This window comes from Sphingomonas bacterium, from assembly GCF_903643065.1.
GTDB lineage: Bacteria > Pseudomonadota > Alphaproteobacteria > Sphingomonadales > Sphingomonadaceae > Sphingomonas.
Genome location: NZ_CAHJWX010000004.1, coordinates 1 through 22,134 on the forward strand (window position 1 = coordinate 1; position 22,134 = coordinate 22,134).

The following is a 22,134-nucleotide window of genomic DNA, read 5'->3' on the forward strand; positions in this document are numbered from 1 at the left end:
CATGAGCGTCAAGCCTAAGTCGATGCCCGAGATCCGGGAGCGTCTCCACCCTGGCGAGCGCAGGGCGATGAGACCCATAGTCAGCCGTTCAGGGCTCCTGTTCGGCTTCCCGACTTCTGCCATTTTGTTAAGATCGGCCTGATGGCTGGTTTTGAGCCGGCCATCGCTACCTCTAGGAACGGCATGGGATGATGGTTAGCTGCCGTTCACGTCTTTTCGGACTAGGCTCCGGGTGCGCTTCCGGTTTTTTTGCGTGACCCAACGCCAGAGCCGAAGGCTTTCCGGCTTGCCACGATGGAGGACGATTTCCGCGCCTCGCTCCTGAAAGCGGCGAAGGCGGCTGCTGTTTCGTCGCCCCCAAACGCCGACATACCCCTGGATCAAACCTCGTTTGTAAAGAGCATAACGCTCAACGCATCAGCGATTTCAGCTCTCGACATGAATCTCGCCGATGTTGCGGCGTCCACCATGCACACGATTGCATCGCCAGACGGAGCGAAGGTGGGATCACGAAAGGTATACGCGGTGATGGCGTTCGTCATCTCGGAATATGGCGCCATTGAGCGGCCGTCGGCAACAGGGCCGAAGCCGAAGAGCAGTTTTTTGTGAGGCAGATGGTAAAGCCGCCCTCTCCTCTTAGATCCGCGCGATGACCCAAAAGTGACGTTCGCGGCTGCTTCCAAAATCGGATCTTGGCCCTTTAATCATGACAATGTTCCGTTTGCTTTACCACTTCAGAAGGCCTGTCGCAGCGCCGGCAACTTGGTTATGATACGACCCCTGCGCCTCTGAGCTTCGCAGTGGCCGCCGGGCTGCCCGTGATTGGCCTCCTCCGGCCAAAACGGCTACACTACGAAAGGAGGTGCGAATGGCCGACGTCATGCACATGGACTTCTCGCAACGGTTCGGTTTGGTGTGGCGCAAGTCGCTGCCATACATGCCGGGTGATGCGCGCGAACGCCTTGCGGCCATGCTGACGCCCGAGGCGCTGGCCACCATGGCGGGTGTTGCGGCGATCTGGGCGGGGTCGCACTTCTTCGGCGTTGGCGAAATCATCGATGTCGCGCTGCTGGTCGGTGGCTATGTAGCGATCGGGGCCGCTGCCAGCCAAGCTGCTCACAAGCTGTACAATGTGGTGACGACTACAAGCCACGCCCGCTCCGACGCCGACCTCGACCGCGCAGCGCGCGAGCTCGCCGAGGTGGCCGCGCTGGTCGGCATCGAATTCATCCTAGCCATGTTACGAGTGCGCAAGCCCAAGGGAACGTTCGGGTTTTCCTACAAGGGCGAGTTACCGAAACCAGGAGTGGCGATCCCGTCCATGCCGCGCGCGGGTCCGTTCAACCGCTACGAATTTGAGATCCACTACACCCGCGGGATGGCGCTTGGACGGGGCGGAACCAACGCGCGCAACGTCACAAGGATTGGGCGCGATTGGACGCCGGGCGTCGCTCCGGTCGAAGACGCGGTCCGGGAAGTCCGCAAGGCAACGGAGCACGAGGTGGTTCACCTATGGCTGAACCGGGCCTTCTCGACGCTTGGGCGGCCAGCTTATTACCTTCGCATGGGCGCGTACAAACGATCGTACATCCTTCGCTACCTTGAGGAAGCAATGGCCGAAGCGCGCTCGCAGCACATCGTCCCGCGCCGGGAAGGGGAGGTTGCCTTCTACCGCTTTCCATTCGACCCGACCTATCAGGTGACGTTGGCCAAGATGGGCGAGGAGTTGCGCGGCATCGTACTCGGTCCGGTCACGGTCGGCGGCATGACATTCCAAGCGGTGCACGGAACGCCCGATGGCCGTCACTAAGGAGAGCGCGGTCGCGGCGGCGCGGGCGTACGCCGCCGGACGCGGCTACCCGGCTTGGCGCGACGGATCGGTCGCAACGCGGCGAGAGACGGTGCGCGGCCATAACTGCTGGGTGGTGACGGCCCGTGACGTGCCCGCGCCCGGCGAGCCCGACTGGTTCGACGTGTTCGACGCAGGCCAGTCGTACTTGGTCGACGTTGCCACCGGCGAGTGCATCGGTGCCGGTAAGACTAATGGGTGGACGCTGTTCGTACCGGTGAAAGACTGACCCACAACCGGTCACTTAGGGCGCCTGGGCCGCTCTCCAGCTTCGGACATTGGTTCAGGTTCAGCGAGCCGACCGGTCATGCGATATGGAGCGCCGCGAGCAGAGTCAGGCTGATCGCGCCCAGGCCAAGCAGGGACAGGACCAATGCGGCGGTCACGCGGCCACCAGCTTTGGCGACGACGCGAATGTCTACCCCGAGCCCGAGCGCAGCCATGGAGACGACGGTCAGCAGCGTCGCGACCCGGCCGATCGGCGCGATGGAGGCGGTCGGCACCAGACCCAGCGAGCGGCAGGCAACCAACGCCAGGAAGCCGATGATGAACCACGGCACCAGATGGGCAAGGTCGAACCGCTTCGTGGCCGGCTCGCCGGCGGCGACCTCGCCATCGGGCACCACCTGCGGTGCAAGCCGCGGTGCCACCAGCGACAGGGCGAGACAGACCGGCCCGAGCATCAGCACGCGCACCAGCTTCACCAGCGTGCCCATCTGCACCGCCGTGGCGCCGAGCGGCGAGGCCGCCGCGATCACCTGCGGCACGGCATAGACGGTGAGCCCGGCAAGGGCACCGAAGGCAAGTCCGCTCATGCCGAGCGCGATGCCCAGCAACGGCAGGCCGAGCACGACCACCACGCCCAGCACCGCCGTGAAGGCGATCGACGCTGCAACGTCGTCGCTGTCGGCTCCGATCACCGGCGCCACCGCCGCGATGGCAGAGTTGCCGCAGATCGAGTTGCCGCACGCTATCAGCAGCGCCATCCTGGTCGGCAACCCGAGCAGCCGGCCGATGCCGACGCTGAGCAGGATGGCGCCCGCGACCACGCCCGCGATGCCGAACAGGAGCGCCGGGCCGGCCGCCAGGATGGTTGCGGCGCTTACCGACGCGCCGAGCAGGACCACGGCCACTTCCAGCAGGTACTTGGCGCTCAATATGATGCCGTCGTGCCACCGGTCGCCGGGCGTCCAGAGGCTGCGCACGGCCGTGCCGACCAGGATGGCGAGCACTAGCGCCTCAAGCCAAGCCTTGCCGGCCAGCGCGCGCTCGCCAGCTTCCAGGGCATAGGCTGCCCCGGTCACGGCGAGGCACAGGGCGATGCCGGGCAACACCCGCACGCTCCGATGAACGGCCGGTGTCGACGATGATGGGAGATGATGGGCGAGACTGGCCATGACGGGATCCTTCCGCCGCTCGATCTATGCGAACTCGATCGTTCTATCTAACGCAGCGTTCTTGTCATTCCGATCGGTGATCGTGATCGATCATGCTATGCGGCACCATGACGCTGGAGCAGCTTCGCATCTTCGTCGGCGTCGCCGAGCGAGAACATATGACGGCTGCGGCGCGCGCCCTGCACGTGACGCAGTCGGCTGCCTCAGCGGCGATCTCTGCTCTGGAGGAACGGCACGCGATCAAGCTGTTCCACCGCGTCGGGCGCGGCATCGCGTTGACGGAAGCCGGAAGGCTGTTCCTGACCGAGGCACGCGGCGTGCTTGCGCGTGCCACGGCGGCGGAGACTGTGCTGGAGGAGCTGGGCGGGCTCAAGCGCGGCACCTTGCGCGTTGTCGCCAGCCAGACCATCGCCGCTTATTGGCTGCCTCCCATCCTCACTGTCTTCCATGCGCGCTACCCAGCGCTGAGCGTCAAGCTGGCGATCGGCAACACCGAACAGGCTGCGGCGCGCGTCCGTGACGGCGAAGCCGACCTAGGCATCGTCGAAGGGGAGGTCGACGACCCGGCGCTGGCTCATTGGCCGATCGGCGAGGATCGACTGCTGCTGGTCGGAGCCGAGCCCTTTGTGGAGGCCCGTATCGGTGCCGCTTGGTTGCGGCATGCGCGCTGGGTGCAGCGCGAACCCGGATCGGGTACGCGGTCGACGCTCGACGGCTATCTAATGGCGCTTGGTGTCGATCCCGCCAAGCTCGACGTGGCGCTCGTGCTGCCTTCCAACGAGAGCGTGCGGACCGCAGTGGAAGCAGGTGCAGGCGTCGCCGTTCTCTCGGCGCTCGTGGTTGCGCCAGCGATCATGGCGGGCACGTTGCATGCCGCACCGATCACGTTTGACCCCCGCCCTTTTTTCGGGCTTCGCCACAAGGAACGTTACCGCACCAAGGCCGCCGACGCCTTGCTGGACCTGATCGGAGCGAAACCCAAGTAACAGTTCAAGCAAGGGAAGACCCACTTACGGCCATTCACGCCGGTTTCGTCGACTTCTGAAACGGGCCGTTCGTTCATTCTAAGATTCAGCCTAATTCGTCAGGGTTGACCGGAGCGGCTTTGTGTTGGGCGTTGGCCATTCCCGACGATTGGCGCAGCCAGGCGACTCCGCTACGGCTCTCCGACGAGGAGGTTGAAATGCCGTCGCTTGCCGGAGACATCATCAATCGCGTGCGCCGACTGCCCAAGCCGACGGGCGCGGCCGAGGCCCTGCAGCCGCTCTTCGAAGCGGTGAGCAACGGTATGCACGCGGTCGACGACGCCGGTGAGCGCCCGTCCGGCATCGGCCGTATCGACATCGACATCACGCTCGCGGCGTCGCCTGGCGAGCACGAGTTTGTCGTCGCCGATACGGGTGTCGGTCTGGACAATGTTCGGTTCGGAGCCTTCCTGACGACGGACACCGATTTTAAGAGCAACCGGGGCGGCAAGGGCATTGGGCGGCTGCTGTGGCTGGACGCCTTCAACGCGGTGACCGTCACCAGCACCTACCGTGAGGACGGCAAGCTGTACCGGCGCCACTTCAAGTTCGCACTCGCTCGCGATGAGCAGATTCAGCAGCACGCGATCGAGGAACTGGCGTCCGGATCGGCGCAGATCGGCACCACGATCCGTTTCCGTGGCCTCAGAGGAACTGCCTACCAATCCAAGTTTCCAACCCGGGCCGACACGATCATCCGGCACTTCGGCTCGCACTTCCTCGCCGAGTTCATTCTCGGCCAATCGCCGCCCGTGACCGTGACGATCGGCGAGCGATCCGTCGCCTTCCCGGGCGCGATCCGGGACCTGCTGGTTGAGGAGCGGGGCGGCTCGGACATAGCGACCGATGAATTCGGCAACCTGCATGTCGACCACTTCATCTTTAATAAGGCCGCCAGTGCTGACTTCGACGGCAATCACCAGCTGCACCTCATCGCCAACGGCCGCACCGTGTCGACGCGCAAGATTGACGGACTGATCGGCCTTGGGCGCTTCGGCGACGACGGCCAATCCGTCTATCACGGCTGCGTCACGGGCGAGTTCCTGGACGAGCGCGTCAATCAGGAACGCACGAACTTCAACTTTAATGAAGACGTCGCCGACCAGATCACCAAAGTCTGTTCGCGAGCGGTGTCGGAGCAGGCGATCGGCACCGAGGTGGCGGCATTCGATGCCACACGGCTAGAGACCATGCATTCGTTCCTCAGCGAATATCCCTCCTTCGGCTTCGCCGCGCCTAGCGAGCTGCTGGAGCGGACGCCGCGCAACGCGGTCAAGGCGGAGCAGTTCGCGGCCGCGCTGATCCCGACGCGGATACGCCGAGACGTCGATCGCAACCGTCGCGTTCAGGACGTCGTCGCCAAGCTCGGCTCGGGCGAGGCGCTTTCGGGCAACTTCGCCGAGCTGGTCCGCGCGGCCGCGGACGACGTGAAGGCCGAGGAGCAGCGGCAGCTGACGGAATACGTGTTGCGCCGCAAGCTGGTCCTGAACGTCATGGACCTGCTCATCGCCCGAGTGCGGGAGGTTGACGGAATGCGAGACGCCTTTCACCTGGAAGAGACGCTGCACCAGTTCATCTGCCCGATGCGGGTCAGGGGCGACGATCCGGCGCGCATCGAGGTGTCGGACCACGATCTGTGGGTCGTCGACGAGCGGCTTACCTTCGCAAAGTATTTCGCGTCGGACGTCCCCGTCTCTCAACTGGTGGCCGACGTGACCAGCACCGAGCGGCCCGACGTCCTCGTCTGGGATCGGCTACACGGCCTTGGCATGGACGGTGACGAGCCGCTGAAACGCGTGATGCTGATCGAGTTCAAGAAGCCGGGCCGGCGCGATTACGACGAGCGCTACTCGCCGATGAATCAAGTTTCGCGCTATCTCACCCAGCTCGTGAACGGCGAGATTGAGGGACTGAACCGGCAACGGGTTCGGCTGGCGGCCGACTGCGTCTTCTATTGCTACGTCGTAGCCGATATCGTCGGCAATCTGGACGTCCATACGTCGGCCTGGAAGACCACCGCCGACGGTCGCGGCCGCTGGACCGAGCTCAGCGGCCGATTTCGTGGCTCGATCGAGATCATAGAATGGGCGGACTTGGTGAAGGATGCGCGCGCGCGGAATGCGGCGTTCATCGAACTTGCACGTTGAACCGGTGCTCGAACGACGTCTTGAGTCGAGCCACGTTGGACCCGGCGTATGGCTGTGCCCCTCGACGAGCCCGGCGAGCGGGGTCGTCCTACTCGGCCGATTGTCGCCGCTGCGAAGCTGGCCGACAGCGGAAGCGAGGATAGTGCGCCGGTCGCGAAAAGCACCGCTGGACGGCTCTCGATCCGTGCCGCTCATTTCCGATGTAGTCCTGCGTCTCCATACGCGAGCGGGTGTCGCCAAGGCCTGAACGGGTGCGAACGTGATTGCGATCGAGCCGATCAAGTGATTTGTGGGCGTGGCGTGGACGGGCGGTCGCCGCAGTCGGGAAAGCGGTTCCTGGGATGTCGTCCCCAGCCGCGCGAGAGGCGGGACAGGACCGCCGGCAACCCCTACCAGAAGGGATGCGCATCAATCAGTATTCCTTGACGAGTCGCGCCGAAGCCGAGCGGATTGAGCAGGAGTACTGGATCACGGACGGACTTTACCTGCTGGGGAGCGTCGCGCAGGGGCTGACCGTTTTCGATCAGCAGGTGCGGGCCCACAACCTCGCCTGGGCGCTCTGGCGTCTTCTGGAGGGCGACGGGCCCGACAGCGCCCTGCGCGTCGCGATAATCGGCGGCGGCATCGCGGGCCTGACCGTCGCCGCGTGCCTCCTGGCCCGGTCGCGAGGTTTTCACATCACGCTGTTCGAGGAGCGCTGGGACCTGTGCCCGCTCCAGCAGGGGTCGGACACCCGGTGGGTCCATCCGCACATCTATCGTTGGCCGGAACACGGCAGCCGCGCTCCCGACGCGGGTCTGCCCGTGCTGAACTGGACTGAAGGACGGGCGTCCGACGTGGCGCGAGACATCCTCGAGGGCTTCGGCCGATACGCCGACGAGTACGGCACCGACAGGCTGGATCTGGTCCTCGGCCTGAGCCACCTACGCATCGACGCGACCGACAGGTCGATCGAATGGATGGGCCGTTCCGGGATTAGGAGCGGGCCCCATGTCCGCGCGGGCGACGCGGACGGCGCTCGCCGGCCGTTCGACGTCATGGTGCTCGCCACCGGCTTCGGTCTTGAGGAGGGCGTGGCGGACGCCGCGGGAGCTAGTTCCTACTGGCGCAACGACCGACTGGGGCAGCCCCAACTGGGCGGCGACAGGCGGACTTACGTGATCTCGGGCCTGGGCGACGGCGCTCTCGTCGACCTGTGTCGCCTGACCATCGAGCGCTTTCGCCAGGATACCATTCTGTACGAGCTGTTCGAGGATGGGCTCGAGGCGTTCGAGGACGATCTGCGAACCCTCCTGGACGACGATTTCGGGCGCACGAGACGCAACGTGCATGATCTGTTCGAGCGCGACCTCCCCCTTTCGGCATCGGCGGCGTTAGATCTTGCCCGGGAACGGCTCCGCGGCCGCTTGCGCAAGGACACCCATGTCGTCCTGCACGCGAGGGGACGCGACAACAACAAATCCATTCGCGACCTGTTCGACGGACATAGCTCCTTCCTGAACAGAATGCTCCTCTACCTGCTGTACCGATGCGGCGGGTTCGTACTGTCCCTGCGCGAACTGGCGGCGACCACTGCGGAGTTCGCTGTGCCGCCGGAGAGGGTAGTCGTCCGGCACGGTGCCAGCACGATCGCCTCGATCAACGCGTTGTTCAGCGATCCGCTGGTGATCTCGGAACCGGTGCAGAGGATTAAGGACGACAAGCTGCAGGCGGCACGACGTGGTTGGCCGCTGGGCGCCTTCCCGAGCCTGGAGGTCGGCGCGTGACCGCCAAACCGCTCCGGTACGAGCATCCCGAACCCGTTCCGCCGCCGTCGCAACTGGTTGCCCTGCCGTTCGTCTCGTCGGTCGCCGGCTACCTAGACGTCACCGTGGGCTGCAGCAGCGTGCGCGTGACGATCCACCGCGTGATGACTCGTGACGGACACGCCTATCTTCAGCAAATCTGCAGCTACGCGGGTGGTAACTTGGATCATTCCAGGGCGGGTCGGCTCTTTGTCGTCGACGAGGGCATCATCGGTGCGGCCTTTTCGGGGCGGACCATCATGCGGACTCGACGGTATGGCGACGAAGCCGAATGGTGGACCGACTACCGGGCGGATCGCATAGCGGTCGGCGACAAGCGCCCAGCACCGGCGGAGCCGATCTCCTATCTGGCGGTGCCGTTTCTCGATGCGACCGGCGATGCGGTGGTGTGCGTCATGTACGCGGAGGCGGGTGGTTTGAACCGCTTCGTCGAGGCCGGTGGACACCTCGATGCGGTGCTGGGGATGAGCGCTGGCTACTGTCGCATGCTCGACGGCATGAGCGACCGCCCGCTCCCGCGTGTTCGCAACTACCCGTTGCCGGCGGGCAGACCCGTCGGGGGACCGTCCACGCTCTATCCCAACCTACAGGAGCCCGTGCGCGACCGGAAGCCGCCGCGCCTGACCCGTCTGACCTCGTTTAACTTCGCGCTGTCCGCGTGACGGCGACCGGTCGCGGTCGGTGCCGACGAGCGGTCGCGCTCAGCGGACGAAGTTGGGAGCGCCGTCCTTCGCTTCCCAGCTGAGATGGATCCAGCCCCACGGGATGTAGTGCGAGCGGCCCTCGGCGTCGAAGATCCGGTGGCCGCGGCTCTCGCTGACGTGGAGCTTAAGCGGCTGCTCGATCCGGATCGCGTCACCACCCGCGAACCTGTACTCGCGCCACCGCTCGCTCGATATGTCGGCGAACGAAAGGTCGCTCTCGTTTATGAAGGTCGGATCGGCCGCGAGGACGTGGGCCATGTCGGTCTCCTGGTGGGGGCGGACGGATCATAGACGATCGCGACTCGCGTGTTAATCCTGGGAGCGCTCGCCTCTCCACGCGCCCCGATGCGGTGCGGATCGGCGTTCAGGGCGAGGTTGACCCGGCGAGGGATGAGAGCGAGGCAACCTGGATCCGTCTCGCCCTGCTCGACGGGCGGTCGCGGTAGTAGCCGTCGCCGCGGCCGGCCAGATGCAGCAGGTTCTGAGCGTCCACCGAGACGTTGGGGGCGTTCCGCTTGGCCTCCTTCATGTCCATGGGCTTGAGCACGAGCCACGTCGCCGCGTTCGCCCGCACCTCCTCGCTGAAGTGGTCGCTCATCTGCGAGGCCAAGACCATCCCGAGCCCGAACTTGCGCGCCTCGGTAATCAGCTCATTCAGGATGTTGTCGCTTCGGTCTCGGTCGCCGCCGCCCATGCTGAGGATCTTGGCCTCGTCGATTATGACGAACAGGCGGAAGCGCTGGTGGTCGTCGGCGGGTTGGACCGGGATGGGTCCGCGCAGCCGGAGCACGCGGAAGAGCTTGCGCAGCAGCGTCTCCGTCGCGACGAACCGGATGTCGTCGGGGAGCTTGCTGAGGTCCAGCCGCATCGACCGGGAGAGAAAGTCGTCCACGGAAACGTGCGCCGTCCGCCGGAAGATCGGGTGGTCGAAGAGTTGCTGGACGGCTGCTAGACAGCCCTCGATGGATGCGCGCTGACCCTTGCGGGCGTCGTCGTCGGCCCAGTGCCCCAGGATGTCCTGGACCACGCCGAAGGTCGGCGCGGGCCTGGTCCAGGTGCCCGGATCCTCGTCCTCGATGCCCGCCCGGGCGTAGGCCTCCTCGAACGCTTCGCGCAGGATCGCCGACTGGCGATGGCCCAGCGACGGCACGGCCCGCTGGATCATTGCACGGAGCGAGGCGCGCTGGTCGTAGAGGCCGCTCTCCTCGGCGCTGTGGGCGTCGATCTCCATCGGGTTCAGGCCGACCGTGCTTGCCGAGCCGCTGGACAGCAGCGTCGATTCTGTGCCGGGGAACGTCACGTCGCCGTGGAAGTCGAACGTGAGGACCGGCACGCCGAACTGGTGGATCGAGGCGCCAAGGACCTTGAGCGTCTCGGTCTTGCCCGACCCCGAGGCTCCCAGCACGAGCAGGAACCCGTTCGACTGGCGGCCGGGCGCCCATAGGACCGGTCGGCTCGACGCGTGCTCGGAGCCTAGCGGCACGTCCAGCAGTCCGGCGCTCGGATCGATCGGGATCTCCGGCATCTGTATGTCGGTCCCGGACGCGTCGACCAAGGAGGCGCCCGGGTCGGCGGGAGGGACCGCGTCGTCGGCGACGGCGGCGTCCGTCGCGGCTTCGGACGACGCCGCCGCATACGGGTCGGCGACGGCGGAATCGGCTTCTTCCACGGCTTCAGACTGCGATGGCTCCGCGCTCACGCGGCGGAGCATCTCGGGCGCGACCAGCGGCTCGGCCGGTGCGTCGCGGAGCCTGGCGGTCGTCGCCGGGATCTCGTCCTCGTCGATCCGGTCCCGCGTCGACCTGAGCACCAGCCCCACGTCGGCCGCCGAGAGGGTCTCGACCCTGATCGGGACGCCGCTCGCGGTCGTGAACGCGCGGATGACGGTGTCCGCGACCGAGGCGAGCTGGACGTGCACGATGCGGGCGCCGAGGCGTACCGCGATCCGGCCCGCGAACGCGTCCTCCAGCAGGGCGTGCCAGCGTTCCACGAAGTCCGGCTCGTGATCCTTCAGGAGCGCGGTGTAGAGGTGCTCGCGAAGCACCTCGCGGCGTGGGTGCGCGAGCGGCGACGTGGTCTCCGCGCTGAACACCTCCGCCAGCGCCTGCAGCGTCGCGAGCACCTGGCCGACGGCGCGCCCGGTGATCACCCCGTCGTTGACGGTGTATGGGATCGCCTCGTCGTGCGCCTTGACCTCGAGCACGTCGATGACGAGGCCGCCGTCCTCCTCCCGCAGGCCGAGCAGGTCGGCCTTCTCCTTGGAGTGGTGTCCGGCGACCAGCCAGCGGGCGGCGGCCGGCGTGTCGAGGCTGACGGACAGGCCGCTCGGCTGCTGGAGGCGGTACCAGCGCATGGCGATCAACTTGCCGAGCGATCCCTTGACCTGCTTCTCGTGGCTTGAGCTCGCCAGCCCCAGGATGCCGTTGGGCTCCATCGCGACGAGATCGCGCGCGAGCCGCTCGAGCGTCTCCGTGCTCGCGAGGAAGTGGGTCCGTCGCAACTGCTCGTCGAGCCGCGCGATGAAGGGCGACAGGTCGTGGGCGAAGGTGGTTATCTGTCGGCTGCGGTCGATGCGACGGTCGATCACCTCCGCGCCGCCGAGGCGCGGGAGCGGCACGCGATGCGGGTCGGCGAGGACGGTCCACGTCGCGTGCTCGGCGATCGCGTCTAGGCTCTCCTTCACGTCGCGCACTTGCGGGATGTAGGCTGGGGTCTTCCTCTGGAGCGCGGTGTGGAGGAGCGATGCGGCGGCGAGATAGCCGCCGAAGACGTGCTCCTCGGCGACCGGCACGACCTGTATCTCCTTGCGGATCCGGTTGAACCGGTATTCGCAGGTGGGCATCCACGGGCTGAGGTCGTGAACCCCGGCCCTGGCCACGGGCGTGCTGCGCACCTCGAAGGGATCGAAGACGACGGCCAGATGCGCGGGTTCGCCGGCGAGCTCGCGCTGGAGATCGGCGGGGGCCATGATGTCGGGCGTGATGCTCAGGGAGACCAGTCCCCGCTCCTCGCCTCGCCTCAGCGCCTCGCGGACCACCTCGTTGAGATCGCCGATCTCGTTGGCCCAGCCCCGCGTGTCGGGATGGGTGTACCTCACGCGGACGTGCAGGCCCCAGTAGCCGGCGACGCCCATGTCCTGGTCGGCCTCCAACCCGTTCAGGAGCGCCTCGACGAACTTCGTCGGGCGGGGCGGATCCACGAGCAGGACCTGCAGGCCGGCGCGGGCGAACGGGCGGAGCATGGCGAGCCGGTGTGCGACGTCCGCGATGGTGCGCACCCCGTCCGGCTCCAGCAGGCCGCGCGGTGCCGCCTTGAACAGCGGCAGCCGCCCGATGGTACCCGCCTGTCCGAGCATTACCGACTGCGCCAGACCCGTCGTGTGCTGCGGCAGCACCACGATCTGCAGAAGCTGGATCTCGTCGGCGCACGCCTCCTCGACGGTTTGAGCCTCTCGCTCGGACAGGCTCCGGGACAGCCCGCGGACGTCGCGCACGATGGTCGCGCTGCGCCAGAGGTACAGCGGGTGGAGCGGCGACATGATCGCCTCCACCGAGTCCTCGCGCCGATAGATGTAAAGCTCCAGCGCCAGTAGGCCGCTCAGCACGGCTTCCGCCTCGTAGTCGGCGGCGGCGATCATCTCCTGGTAGCAGGCCGACGCGAGCCGAAGCAGTTCCTCGTAGCTGGCCAGGTACCGCTCGAGCGTCTCCTGGAGGGCCGGCTTGCCCGCGAGGAAGGCGATGGGGGAGATGGCTAGCTCGGACGCGAACGGGAGCATTGCCGCGCGCAGGTCGCGCAGGCGCTCGACCTCGGTGACGAGACCGGTCGGCACGATCTCCTCCGCCGCGAAGTCGCGGAGCTGCTTGAGCACGGGTTCGATGCGCGACGGCGTCCAGCTCTTGAAGGCGGCGATCTCGAGCAGGGCGTCCGGCTTCTCGCTTTCGACCTCGATCAGGCCGCCCCAGTCCTCGGCGGTGGACCGGGACCGCACCAGGTTCAGGAGGTCGCGGTTGGTTTCGACGACGCTGGCGGCGGTGGCTGATCCGGCCCGCTTCACGTCTTGGTCGGAGATGCGCACCTCGTCGTCCAGCGCGGCGGTAGCGATCTGGCTGATTTCGTCGGCGACGTCGGCAAGCTCGTCGTCCCGCCCCTCCATCAGGAGGCGACTCACGGCGCGTTCGACCTCCTCGCGCGGAGTACCGCCGACACCGGCCTTCGAGCCCGGCTTGATCTTCGCCCGCCAGAGCGTGCCCGCCTCTTCAAGGTCGAGCCCGGAGAAGTCGCCGTCCTTGGCCGCCTGCCGCATGACGCGCGCCAGCCTCGCCGCGGCGGCGCGTTCGACTCCCTCCAGCCGCCGCCCGTGATCGCGCAGGCGGGTCCAGTCCTCGTTCGTCGAGCGCTTGAGCTGGTCGACGAAGTCCCGGTTCGCCAGCAGCCGGCGAAGCACCCGCTGGTCGGTCTTCTCGTCCGCGAGACGTCCGTCTGGGAGCAGGCCCAGGAAGTGCAGACGACGGGGCGCGAACACCGATCGTTCGATCGGCAGAATGCCCGCGAGCTCGTCCGCGAAGCGGACCATGTCGCGAAGCGAGATGCGCAGGCGCGGGTTGCGGCCGAGCACGTCCCAGAGCGTTCGCAGCCAGGCGACCTCCGCCTGCCCCGCCTCTCCCGCGCAGAGCCTTCGCACCAAGTCCGCCTCCCGGACGTCGCGGAAGTCGCGCAGCGATGCGGCCTTGGAGAGCGGGCGTTCCGCGACGACCGCGATCGTGCGCAGCCGCTCGTTGCGCCACTTGACCGCGTCCTCCTCCCGCGAGGAGACGAGTGCGCCTCCGGCTCCCCCGGCCGTCGCCCTCGCGACCGCGTCGGCCTGGTCGATCAACGCCAGCCTGAGATGCGGTCCGCGCTTGGAGGCGATCGGCCCGGCGGCGGATGCCAAGACGTCGTAGTCGAGCGGCTTCACGTCCCGGACCACGACGCCGAACTCGCCGCGCTCCGCGGCGTCCTTCAGTTCCTGGACGAGCACCGAGCTGATGCGGGCGGCGACGGGGTCAGACATGCTGCTGGTCGTCCATCATGCCCACGACCGCCACACTGTCCGCCAGCCGGCGTGCTAGGCCGAGGGCCTCCAACCGGGACAGCAACCTCTCGCTGTTCTCGGCCAGGCTCGCGCTGTCCACCTCAGCGCCGGCGGCGGCGAGCAGCGCACCGTCCTCCGGCCGGCCGCCGACGACGATCGACCAGCGGTCGTGAAGGGCATCGAGGAAGTCGCGGTATTCGAGCTGCCGCCCTGCGGCGTCGAAGGTGCTGACGGCAAGCACCTCGAGCGTCCGGTCGGCCGGCACGAGCCGCTTGTTCGGGTTCTTCTGCTGGGGATAGAGGAGGCCGCAGCGCACGCCGAACAGGCGCAGGAAGCCGTCGAGGCTGCGGCCGCTCGCCCCGTCGACCCGCTCGACCAGTTGCCTCGGAAGCTCGTCGGCCATGCTCCCGCCGGCGTCCGAGATCTCCCCGATCACCTCCGCCAGCACCTTCATGCTCATGGAGCCGCCCTTCTTAGCGGCCTTGTTCCTGGCCAGTTCGGCGAGCGCGTCGCTCGGCTCCTCGGCCCAACCGCTCCGGGTCTCCGTCAGCAGATCGGACAGGACGTCGGCCATGTACCCGCGACCATCCTCCATCAGCCGCGTGACCAGGAGCTCGCTCGCCGCGGCGACGGGCGAGAGCCTGGTCCCGCTCGCGTCCAGCAGGAGGATGCGCCGCGGATACTGGGCCCATTCGGCCGCGCGGGTGCTCGCATGGAAGAAGACGCTGATCGAGGCGAGCGTGACGATGCGCTGGAGGCTGGCGATGGGGTTGGGCCGCGCGTGCCGCTCGTAGGTGCCGAGATCGGCCGCCGCGGAGCGCAGGACCTCCGCGATGGCGGAGCTTCCGTTGCCGGCGAGATCCTCGAAGCGCCATTCGATCGGCTTGCGCTCGCGCACGTCGTCGGCCAGCGGCGCGAGCACGGCGGTCAGGTCGTCGACCGTCGCGAGGTCGCGACCGGGTGCGCTGGTGTCGCGCAGCAGGTCGAGCAGGTGGAGGCGTTCCCCGGTCGCGCCCGTGCCCGACCACAGCCGATGCACGAATTCGCCCGCGTGGTCGTCGGACGGATCGCCCGTGACCGTCAGCGCGGTGGGCGAGGAGAAGGAGGATTGGTCGGGCGAGGTGCCGAAGGCGGCGGCGTCGGTCGCCAGGATCGTGCGCAGCAGCGGGAGCACCTTCGTCACCAGGGTGGAGCGCCGCAGATCCCGTTCCTCGCCGAGGCGGCCCCAGCGGTCGCGGCTCGCGTCGAGCATCTGCTGGGCGGCGGCGAGACGGGTTTCGGACGACTCCTTGGACGCGGTCGCCGTCATCAGCATCTTGAGGTCGGACATGCGCCCGACGGTGCCGTGCTCGGCCCTCATGAGCGCGTTTGCGACGTGGACGGGCTTGAGCTTGCCTTCCATCATGCCGACGCCGTGCCGCCTTCGCAGCTCCCGTCCGATCACCTCGTGGAGGAATCCTTCCATCGTCGTTCCTACTCGGCGCTGTCGTAGCGGCGCTGCGCCAGGTCGACGCGAACCCGCACCTGGAGATCGGATTCGGGATCGAGCATCTCGATCGTGCGCACGTGCGATCCGGCCTCGGCGTGCTGGGCCAGCGAGTCGTTGAACCGACCGAGCCGGCGCTGGAGATCGTCCGCCGCATCCGCCGCCCCGGCCGACATGAGATGGAGAAGCAGCCGTCGGTCGACCACGAGGTTGGCGAAGCGCACGTTCTCCGGCGGCGCGAACAGGAGATGGTCGGCGGCCTGGTTCTCGAACGCGGCCCTGAGCGCGGGTGCCAGCCTGGGCTTGAGGAGGGTCAGGCGCAGGTTCGACACCGTGCGGCCCGACACCATAGCCCGACCCTGCGCGCGCGGGGAGTAGGCCAGGCGCGTCCAGAGGCGCAGATGATCCTGCTGGTTCCTGTCGGCCTTGTTCCACCAGCCGTTGATGAGCGCGATGAGCCGCCCCGCCCTGAGCTGGCTGCTGAGCGTGGCGTCTTGGAAGCTTGCGAACGCGCGGTCGGCTTGCGTGGCGTAGCGCAGCCGTCCTTCCGGATGCTCGAAGTACCATCGCCGCTTCAATGCGGTGAAGGCGTCGGTGGCGCGGGCCTCGTCGTGACGGCGCATGTCGTCGAGATCCCGCTTCGGTACCGGCGCCAGCTCGTGGCCCGAGAACGCCTCCGGCTCGTAGCGCCCGCGCCACAGGTCCTCGTCGACCCGCGGCTCGGTCTGCCTCACCGGATCGAGGCCGCCTGCGATCTGCTCGAAGATTGCGCCATTGCCCTCGAATGCGAGCCAGGAATAGTGCGAGGAGTCCGACGGACCCTCCGCGACCAGGTCGGCGCAGCGCTTCCCGCCGAAGATGAGGTAGGACACGAAGCCGAGCGCCTCACGAAACGTCGCGCGCAGGCCGCGCTCGCCGACCCTTTCCAGCAGTTCGACCGTACGCGCCTTCACGCGCTCCGTCCGCAGCATCGTGCGATTCACATGGACTGGGCAGGAGGCGAGCTGCGGGCATCCCTCGCAGTTCTCGTACCAGACGTCCTCGGTCAGCTTGTCAATGACGCGGCCGACGAGTTCGGGGGCGAGTGTGCGCCGCAGGCTGAGGTCGATCACGATTGTGGCGCCGGGCTGCGGCGTGAACCTCTCGTCCACCATTTGGTCGACCGGCACGTAGGCGACCATGCCGAGCAGTTGCTGGTTGACCTCGGCCAGCCACGGCGCCCGTTGCGACTGCTGGCGGATCAGCTCGATCAGCGGGCCTTCGTTGATCGCGATGCAGAACGGCGCCTTGTCGTCCCTCGCCTCGGTCCATGCCGCGACGATCTCTTCGTGCGACACGGCGCTCGCGTCCACGATCACGCGGGCGTTCGCCGCCTTGAGGTCGCTCTCGAGCAGCCGGATGGTGTGGGTCTTGCCGTCGCCCGCGTTGCCGGTGATCACGACCGAACCGCCGGCGCGGACGATGCGCCGCACCACGTCGTCCACCCGGGTCCGGACGTTGAGCTCGCGCAGCCGGCCTATTCTGACGTGGTCGCTGTATGCGCTCTCGTCGCGGTAGAGCTGCCTCACGAACGCCAACTTCTCGTCTTCCACGACCGACGCCATCGGGCGCGTCTCCCGTCTAGCCAGTTGCAGCAGATCCGGTTGCGCCGAGGCGGCGCGTTCCGGGATGAGGCGTGATACGCGTTCCCTGATCGGCGAGGACGATCCGACCGAGGCGAGCGCGGGCGTATGGGCGAGCCGGCTCGAAAGCCAGCGCTTGCGCCAGAATGCGACGATCCGTTCCTCGGCCTCCGGTCCGTCGGGCACGCGGAAGTCGGCTTCGCGATCGACGCCGAGAAGTAGCCGCGTCGAGTTCTTGGCGAGGTCGACGCCATAGACGATCCTACGCGTGCCGTGGTTCAGCACGTTCGAGCGGCTGAGGCCCAGGGCCGCGAACCCCTCGCGCAACTGCCGAAGCTTGGGACTCTGGCCCTCCCCGAATACGAAGTTCACGTTGCGGTAGCTGCGCTCGCGATCGGCCAAGGCCTCGAGCGCGGCCTCTGTCTCGGCGCTGAGGTTCGGCGATCCATAGCCCTCCGAAGAGCCGAGCTCCTCGTACTCGGCGCCGACCTCCTGTCCGTCGCATGTTCCCGCGGGAAGCCGCACGCGGTTGTACTGCGACGATCGCCCCGGGTAGAGGCTGGACGTGCCCAGGAAGGTCAGCAGCGGAACCTTGGTCACGGGCCTGCCGGCCATCTGGCTCGCGATTATGCTGTAGGTGTCGGCATAGCGTTCGGCGTAGTCGCGCCGGACCCGCGGGCTGAGCATCAGCAGGCACGCCAGCTTGCCGCCGAGCAGGTGGTTATAGGGCGGCACGGCTCCGCACACGGTGATCTCCATCATGCTCGTCGCGGAGAACCGCTTCTTAAGCTGTCGGAGCGCCAGGTTGATCGCCCTTACGCCCTCTTCGGTCTCGAAGAGCGACGCTACCGAGTCGGTTGCGCTGATCGCCTCGTGGATGCCGAGCAGGGTCCGCACGGTCCGGGCGCGCTTCGCTCGGAACAAGGGCGAACGGGCGAGTTGCTCGAGGTCGACGCCGACCACGTCGTGGACGCGGGCGGTCACCGCGTCGTCCTCATCGACGTCTCGCAGGCGATCGGTCCGATCGTCGGACGCCTGCTTGTCGATCACGGCGAGCCGGTCGAGCATGTCGCGAGTCACGTGGTCGGGCAGCTCGGGCGGTACGGGTAGGTCCTGCAGGAAGATCTCGGAATAGTCCTCCCGGATCCTGGCGCGCAACGCCGCCAGCACTTCGCCGTCCGCGACCCGGCCGTCGGCGATCGCTCGCTTCAGCCCGTCGACGGTCCAGCCGATGGCGTCGTCCCGCGGCCCAAGTTGCATGACCGCGTTGCCCAGCGCGGTTATGCCCATGACCGGATGTCCGGGCCGCGCGGAGTCCCGGATCAGGTAGAAGAGGTTCCGGCCGGGCGAGCTGCGGTACCTGGTGGCCCAGGTGTGTCGGAAGTAGCGCCACACGTCCATAAGGCGCAGCCCCGTATGGTCGTCCCTGGCGTCGGCGGTCACCGGCTGGAGGTAGGGGCGGCAGGCCCGGGCGAGCGCCTCGTCGCGGGCGGTGCCCTCCATTTCGGCGGCGATGCGCAGGTCGGCTTCCAGCTTGCGGCCGTCGGCGATCAGGTCCGTGACCGGTCGGGTGCCGGACCCGCGACCAGGGCGTTCGAGCGCGAGGATGAACTTGCGGGTCGACGGCTCGGCCAACTGGTCGTCGCGACCGAATTCGAGCTGCCGGCGCGCGCTGTCTTTCGAGAGCGGCCCGGGCGCCCCCGGCCGCACATAGAGCCAGCCTCCGCTCGCCATCGTCTGCCACCCGAGCGAGATCAGGTCGCGCAGAACGAGCGTCGATGCGATCAGCCGCAGGCCGCCCGGAGCCGCCGGGTCGAGGCGTGCGAGCAGGTCGTCCAGGCCGGTCAGCGCGTCGGGCGAGGACCTGGAACCGACCTCCATCAGGCGTGCGTAGGCCATCCCTTTGTCATCGAGTTTCGGTGAGAAAAGTCGCCAATTTCCCGTACGGACATCCTCAGACACCGCTTCTGCGTGCCTCTTGGCCTCTAATCTCAGTAGCACCCGCGCTCATGACCCCTATAACTCGACCTGATGAACTCGACGGTGCGTAGCCGGCTCGCCGACGCGCACAGCATGACTGCCCTCCGGATCAAAGGGCAACCGAAATCTCCGTAGCGTCCAAACCATCGTGCAGCCGCGCCCCCTATCACTTGCCAGCAATCATAAGTCGACGGCATTGCCAGGTCTGAGAGGTCCGGGCGGATAGGTCGCTCAACCAACCTCGTGCACGTCGCTGAGGTGCGACTAGGCGTCGGCTGCACGATGGCGCTGCCCCTTTTAGCCATCCAGACCTTCCGGACCAAACGTCCACTTACCCGGTGCAAGCGCTCAAAAGCGGCCGGGCCGTAATCCACCAGGAATCACACGGGAGCAGCCAGTCGCCCATCGCCAGCCGATCGTATTCCGGGCAGATAAAGGTAATGCGTCCCTTGGGCACGAGCACAGGAAGCGCTGAGGAGCCGGCTTGCCTGCGACCAACCTGCATCAATCACACGGTCCGCGATCTGCGCGTCCAATTGCCTTTCGCTCGACCGCTAGTTTTTCGCGGGCAACACAGGCGCACCGCGTTTGTTGACGCCCACTGCAGCCAATCATAGATGTTCAGAATATGACCCCGATTGAGTTCATATATTGCTCGACGAGCTGAAAGCCGCTCGACTGTCAGCTGGTTGGTCGCAACGCACCTTGGCGGAGCGGATCGGCGTCGACGCCCAGACGATCAAGCGGCTGGAGAACGGGGTAGGGTCGATATCGAACTTGGCCGCAGTGATGACGGCGCTCGACTTCCGCCTGACGGGGGTGGCGCCGGGCGTAACACTGCCCGCCCAACTCGGTGCCCGTCGTCGCAGCTTGTCCTTGTCGCTCGATCAGGTCGCGTCTCGCACGGGCCTGTCGCGTGCGACGATTGCCAGCTTGGAGCGCGGAGGCGGGTCGGTCGCCAGCTTGCTTCGCCTGCTGGCAGTGATCGCGCCGAATGCTCGCCGCCGCGCGCCAGAGCGTTCCTACTGGGGTCAGGGCGACAAGAACGATCGAGACAGCCGCTTCACTCCGCCCGACTTCCTCGCGAACATCTACGCCGCTTTCGGCGAGATCGATCTCGACCCCTGCGCTCACCTGCTGAGCCCCGTGATCGCACATTGTCGCATTCTGCGGAGCGGGGGAGGCAACGGGCTCGTGGACGACTGGTCGGGACGGCTCGCCTTCGTCAATCCGCCCTTCTCCGAGTTGCTCAAGTGGCTGCGCCGGGCGCACGACCAGTGGCGCGCCGGCAAGGTCGAGACCGTCGTCTGCCTCGTGCCTGTCCGGACCGATTCCGCCTGGTTCCACGACGTGCTGAGCGCCGACGCCGACATCTACCTGCTGAAGGGCCGCGTCCGCTTCCTGGACTCGCAGGGCAAGGGGCAGCACACGCCGTTCTCGCTGATGCTGCTGACGCTCGGAGCGAGTGCCGAGCAGAAGGCCGGGTATGAGGCGCTGGTGCCCGGCTTCTGGCTGGTGCGTGGCACGACGCCGGCGGATCTGCCTTCGAACAGGATTGGCGAAGAGTCGGCCATGTAGAGCGGCGCCTGCCCCCAGCGAAGGCAGGCGCTGCAATCACATGCTATACTTATCCTACCAGCGGTCCAGATACCGGTCGCCTCGGCAACGCGGTCTCGGGCCTGATTACCGCCACCCGTTGCCGCCGGCTGCGCGAGAGACGATGGCGGCGTTCATCACTCCTCGCCGGCCCGGGCACGGGCAGCCGCGCGGACCACCTCGGCGGCCGCGCGGGTGAGCCCGTCGCAACGCTCTTCCCAGCCGTTCCACGGCCGGACCAGCAGCGCGTCGAGCCCGTGCCCCGCGACTTCGACGAACAGGTCGTTGCCGTCGGGGACGAGGTGGAGCGAGCGGTCGACCCCGCGCCACAGGCTGAGGTCGGGCACCAGCACCGGGCGACCGAAGGAGGTGCGCAGCGCCACATCGACCAGCACCGGGTCGAGCGTCTCGGGGTGCATGCCGCACCGGACCAGCACCACGTCGCGTCGGGTGCGGTCGGCATAGCGGATGAGCGCCTCGTCAAAGCGGCGCTCGGTCACGGGCGTGACGGCGACGACCGTGTTCTGGGCGAGGTAGCCGACCGCGCCGGCCGGCAAGCCGTTGTTGCCGCCGAGCGGCTCGGGGTGCGGGGAGGCGAACTCCGCCACGACCAGATCGCGCAACGCGCGCGTGCTGGAGGACAGCGCGAGCTGCCCGTCGATCATCATGCTCATCTTGGACTCACCTTGTTCGGTGTGGTCGCCGGACCGGTTAGTCCGGGTCAGGCCCTGTCTGTTTTCCTTGCTAATCCAGGGCTTCGCCCCGGCTCCCCTGCTTCCCGCTGCCTTCCGGCGCGGCGCGCTCGGCGCGTCAGGGCTGCCAGCCGGGCACATGGGCGAGCAGGCGCAGCCGCTCGATGCGAGTCAGCGCGCCGCAGGCGACCAGCGGCGCCAGCTCCGCGTCGCTCAGGTGGGTGAGCCGCGGCTCAACCCCGCGCGGCGTGTCATGGCAGACCAGGCAGGCGACCACATCGCCGACGCTCCAGCCGGTCACGTCCGCGGCGATGACGCGCACGCCTTCGAACAGCAGGACGCGCGAGGTCGCCTCGTCGAACACGCTGCCGCGCAGCCCGTCAGGGTCGAGCCACAGGCCGCTCACCGAGATCCAGTGCTCCGGTAGCTCAAGGCGGCGATCGGGGCGGCTCACCGGGCCGCCCCCGCCGCGCAACCGCTCGAGCCGTCGCGCAGCAGATTGACGGCTTCGAGGTAAGCCCAGCGGTCGAGCGCGTGGGCGGTGTCGGCAACCGTCGGACGGTTGCTGTGCATCGCCGCTGCGGAGCAGGTCCGCGCGACCGCGGCCAGAAAGGCGCGGCCGCGCGGACCGGCGGGCTGTGGCTGCCACCAGCCGCCGACCACGATGGCGGCAACCAGCCATGCCGCGGTGATGCGGAACACCCAGGGCAGCCTGGAACGGGTCATCTGTTTTCTCCTCGGCACGATGCCGCGGAGCTCT

Annotated in this window: 16 protein-coding genes; 8 read left to right on the forward strand and 8 right to left on the reverse strand. The window is 67.4% G+C overall.

The genetic code is table 11. The annotated features are described in order from the left end of the window. Nucleotides 1-294 precede the first annotated feature (294 nt). From HUU95_RS00380 to HUU95_RS00390, 3 genes are all read left to right on the forward strand, one after another. Nucleotides 295-609 (forward strand): hypothetical protein, encoded by a 315-nt coding sequence (locus tag HUU95_RS00380; protein WP_174278260.1) that lies wholly within the window; start codon nucleotides 295-297, stop codon nucleotides 607-609. A 259-nt stretch (nucleotides 610-868) separates the two neighbouring features. Then, the gene (locus HUU95_RS00385; RefSeq protein ID WP_174278261.1) at nucleotides 869-1,810 is read left to right on the forward strand and encodes a hypothetical protein; all 942 of its coding nucleotides are present in this window, start codon (nucleotides 869-871) and stop codon (nucleotides 1,808-1,810) included. Continuing rightward, nucleotides 1,797-2,078, forward strand: a complete 282-nt coding sequence (locus tag HUU95_RS00390; RefSeq protein ID WP_174278262.1) for a hypothetical protein — start codon at nucleotides 1,797-1,799, stop codon at nucleotides 2,076-2,078. The genes HUU95_RS00385 and HUU95_RS00390 overlap by 14 nt, the downstream gene beginning before the upstream one ends. Before the next feature lie 76 nt (nucleotides 2,079-2,154). On the opposite strand, the gene HUU95_RS00395 is transcribed toward HUU95_RS00390, so the two are convergent. Beyond that, nucleotides 2,155-3,246, reverse strand: a complete 1,092-nt coding sequence (locus HUU95_RS00395; RefSeq protein ID WP_174278263.1) for a YeiH family protein — start codon at nucleotides 3,244-3,246, stop codon at nucleotides 2,155-2,157. A 107-nt stretch (nucleotides 3,247-3,353) separates the two neighbouring features. On the opposite strand from HUU95_RS00395, the gene HUU95_RS00400 reads away from it, so the two are divergent. The 4 genes from HUU95_RS00400 to HUU95_RS00415 all read left to right on the forward strand — a co-directional run bounded on the left by HUU95_RS00400 (nucleotide 3,354) and on the right by HUU95_RS00415 (nucleotide 8,885). Then, complete coding sequence (locus HUU95_RS00400; RefSeq protein WP_174278264.1) at nucleotides 3,354-4,232, forward strand: LysR family transcriptional regulator; 879 nt, start codon at nucleotides 3,354-3,356, stop codon at nucleotides 4,230-4,232. A 131-nt stretch (nucleotides 4,233-4,363) separates the two neighbouring features. Beyond that, a complete protein-coding gene (locus HUU95_RS00405) occupies nucleotides 4,364-6,418 on the forward strand; it encodes an ATP-binding protein (protein ID WP_174278265.1) in 2,055 nt (684 codons plus the stop codon). 401 nt (nucleotides 6,419-6,819) lie between these two features. Beyond that, nucleotides 6,820-8,184 carry an FAD-dependent oxidoreductase gene (locus tag HUU95_RS00410; RefSeq protein WP_174278266.1) on the forward strand — a complete coding sequence of 455 codons (1,365 nt, stop codon included), beginning with the start codon at nucleotides 6,820-6,822 and terminating at the stop codon, nucleotides 8,182-8,184. After that, nucleotides 8,181-8,885 (forward strand): hypothetical protein, encoded by a 705-nt coding sequence (locus HUU95_RS00415; protein ID WP_174278267.1) that lies wholly within the window; start codon nucleotides 8,181-8,183, stop codon nucleotides 8,883-8,885. Before HUU95_RS00410 ends, HUU95_RS00415 begins: the two co-directional genes overlap by 4 nt. Before the next feature lie 39 nt (nucleotides 8,886-8,924). Here HUU95_RS00415 and HUU95_RS00420 read toward each other — a convergent pair whose 3' ends face one another. From HUU95_RS00420 to HUU95_RS00435, 4 genes are all read right to left on the reverse strand, one after another. Continuing rightward, the gene (locus tag HUU95_RS00420; protein WP_174278268.1) at nucleotides 8,925-9,185 is read right to left on the reverse strand and encodes a hypothetical protein; all 261 of its coding nucleotides are present in this window, start codon (nucleotides 9,183-9,185) and stop codon (nucleotides 8,925-8,927) included. 106 nt (nucleotides 9,186-9,291) lie between these two features. Next, nucleotides 9,292-13,542, reverse strand: a complete 4,251-nt coding sequence (locus HUU95_RS00425; protein WP_174278269.1) for a helicase HerA-like domain-containing protein — start codon at nucleotides 13,540-13,542, stop codon at nucleotides 9,292-9,294. Between the two features lie 427 nt (nucleotides 13,543-13,969). Next, nucleotides 13,970-15,463, reverse strand: a complete 1,494-nt coding sequence (locus tag HUU95_RS00430; protein ID WP_174278270.1) for a hypothetical protein — start codon at nucleotides 15,461-15,463, stop codon at nucleotides 13,970-13,972. An 8-nt stretch (nucleotides 15,464-15,471) separates the two neighbouring features. After that, entirely contained in the window at nucleotides 15,472-19,005 is a 3,534-nt protein-coding gene (locus tag HUU95_RS00435; protein ID WP_174278271.1) for a Druantia anti-phage system protein DruA, read from the reverse strand. Nucleotides 19,006-19,737: 732 nt separating this feature from the next. Here HUU95_RS00435 and HUU95_RS00440 point away from each other — a divergent pair. Then, a complete protein-coding gene (locus HUU95_RS00440; protein WP_174278272.1) occupies nucleotides 19,738-20,664 on the forward strand; it encodes a DNA N-6-adenine-methyltransferase in 927 nt (308 codons plus the stop codon). 155 nt (nucleotides 20,665-20,819) lie between these two features. On the opposite strand, the gene HUU95_RS00445 is transcribed toward HUU95_RS00440, so the two are convergent. The 3 genes from HUU95_RS00445 to HUU95_RS00455 form a co-directional block, all read right to left on the reverse strand. Continuing rightward, nucleotides 20,820-21,356 (reverse strand): hypothetical protein, encoded by a 537-nt coding sequence (locus HUU95_RS00445; protein ID WP_174278273.1) that lies wholly within the window; start codon nucleotides 21,354-21,356, stop codon nucleotides 20,820-20,822. A gap of 136 nt (nucleotides 21,357-21,492) precedes the next feature. Further along, a complete protein-coding gene (locus HUU95_RS00450; RefSeq protein ID WP_174278274.1) occupies nucleotides 21,493-21,828 on the reverse strand; it encodes a hypothetical protein in 336 nt (111 codons plus the stop codon). Further along, on the reverse strand, nucleotides 21,825-22,134 hold a 310-nt coding region (locus tag HUU95_RS00455), incomplete at its 5' end, for a hypothetical protein (protein ID WP_217429681.1). The genes HUU95_RS00450 and HUU95_RS00455, both read right to left, overlap by 4 nt.

Excerpts from the sequence above, each read along its gene's own strand:
- HUU95_RS00380 (WP_174278260.1), top strand. The coding sequence starts at position 295 with ATGGAGGACGATTTCCGCGCCTCGCTCCTGAAAGCGGCGAAGGCGGCT.
- HUU95_RS00385 (WP_174278261.1), top strand. The coding sequence starts at position 869 with ATGGCCGACGTCATGCACATGGACTTCTCGCAACGGTTCGGTTTGGTG.
- HUU95_RS00390 (WP_174278262.1), top strand. The coding sequence starts at position 1,797 with ATGGCCGTCACTAAGGAGAGCGCGGTCGCGGCGGCGCGGGCGTACGCC.
- HUU95_RS00395 (WP_174278263.1), bottom strand. The coding sequence starts at position 3,246 with ATGGCCAGTCTCGCCCATCATCTCCCATCATCGTCGACACCGGCCGTT.
- HUU95_RS00400 (WP_174278264.1), top strand. The coding sequence starts at position 3,354 with ATGACGCTGGAGCAGCTTCGCATCTTCGTCGGCGTCGCCGAGCGAGAA.
- HUU95_RS00410 (WP_174278266.1), top strand. The coding sequence starts at position 6,820 with ATGCGCATCAATCAGTATTCCTTGACGAGTCGCGCCGAAGCCGAGCGG.
- HUU95_RS00420 (WP_174278268.1), bottom strand. The coding sequence starts at position 9,185 with ATGGCCCACGTCCTCGCGGCCGATCCGACCTTCATAAACGAGAGCGAC.
- HUU95_RS00430 (WP_174278270.1), bottom strand. The coding sequence starts at position 15,463 with ATGGAAGGATTCCTCCACGAGGTGATCGGACGGGAGCTGCGAAGGCGG.
- HUU95_RS00435 (WP_174278271.1), bottom strand. The coding sequence starts at position 19,005 with ATGGCCTACGCACGCCTGATGGAGGTCGGTTCCAGGTCCTCGCCCGAC.
- HUU95_RS00445 (WP_174278273.1), bottom strand. The coding sequence starts at position 21,356 with ATGAGCATGATGATCGACGGGCAGCTCGCGCTGTCCTCCAGCACGCGC.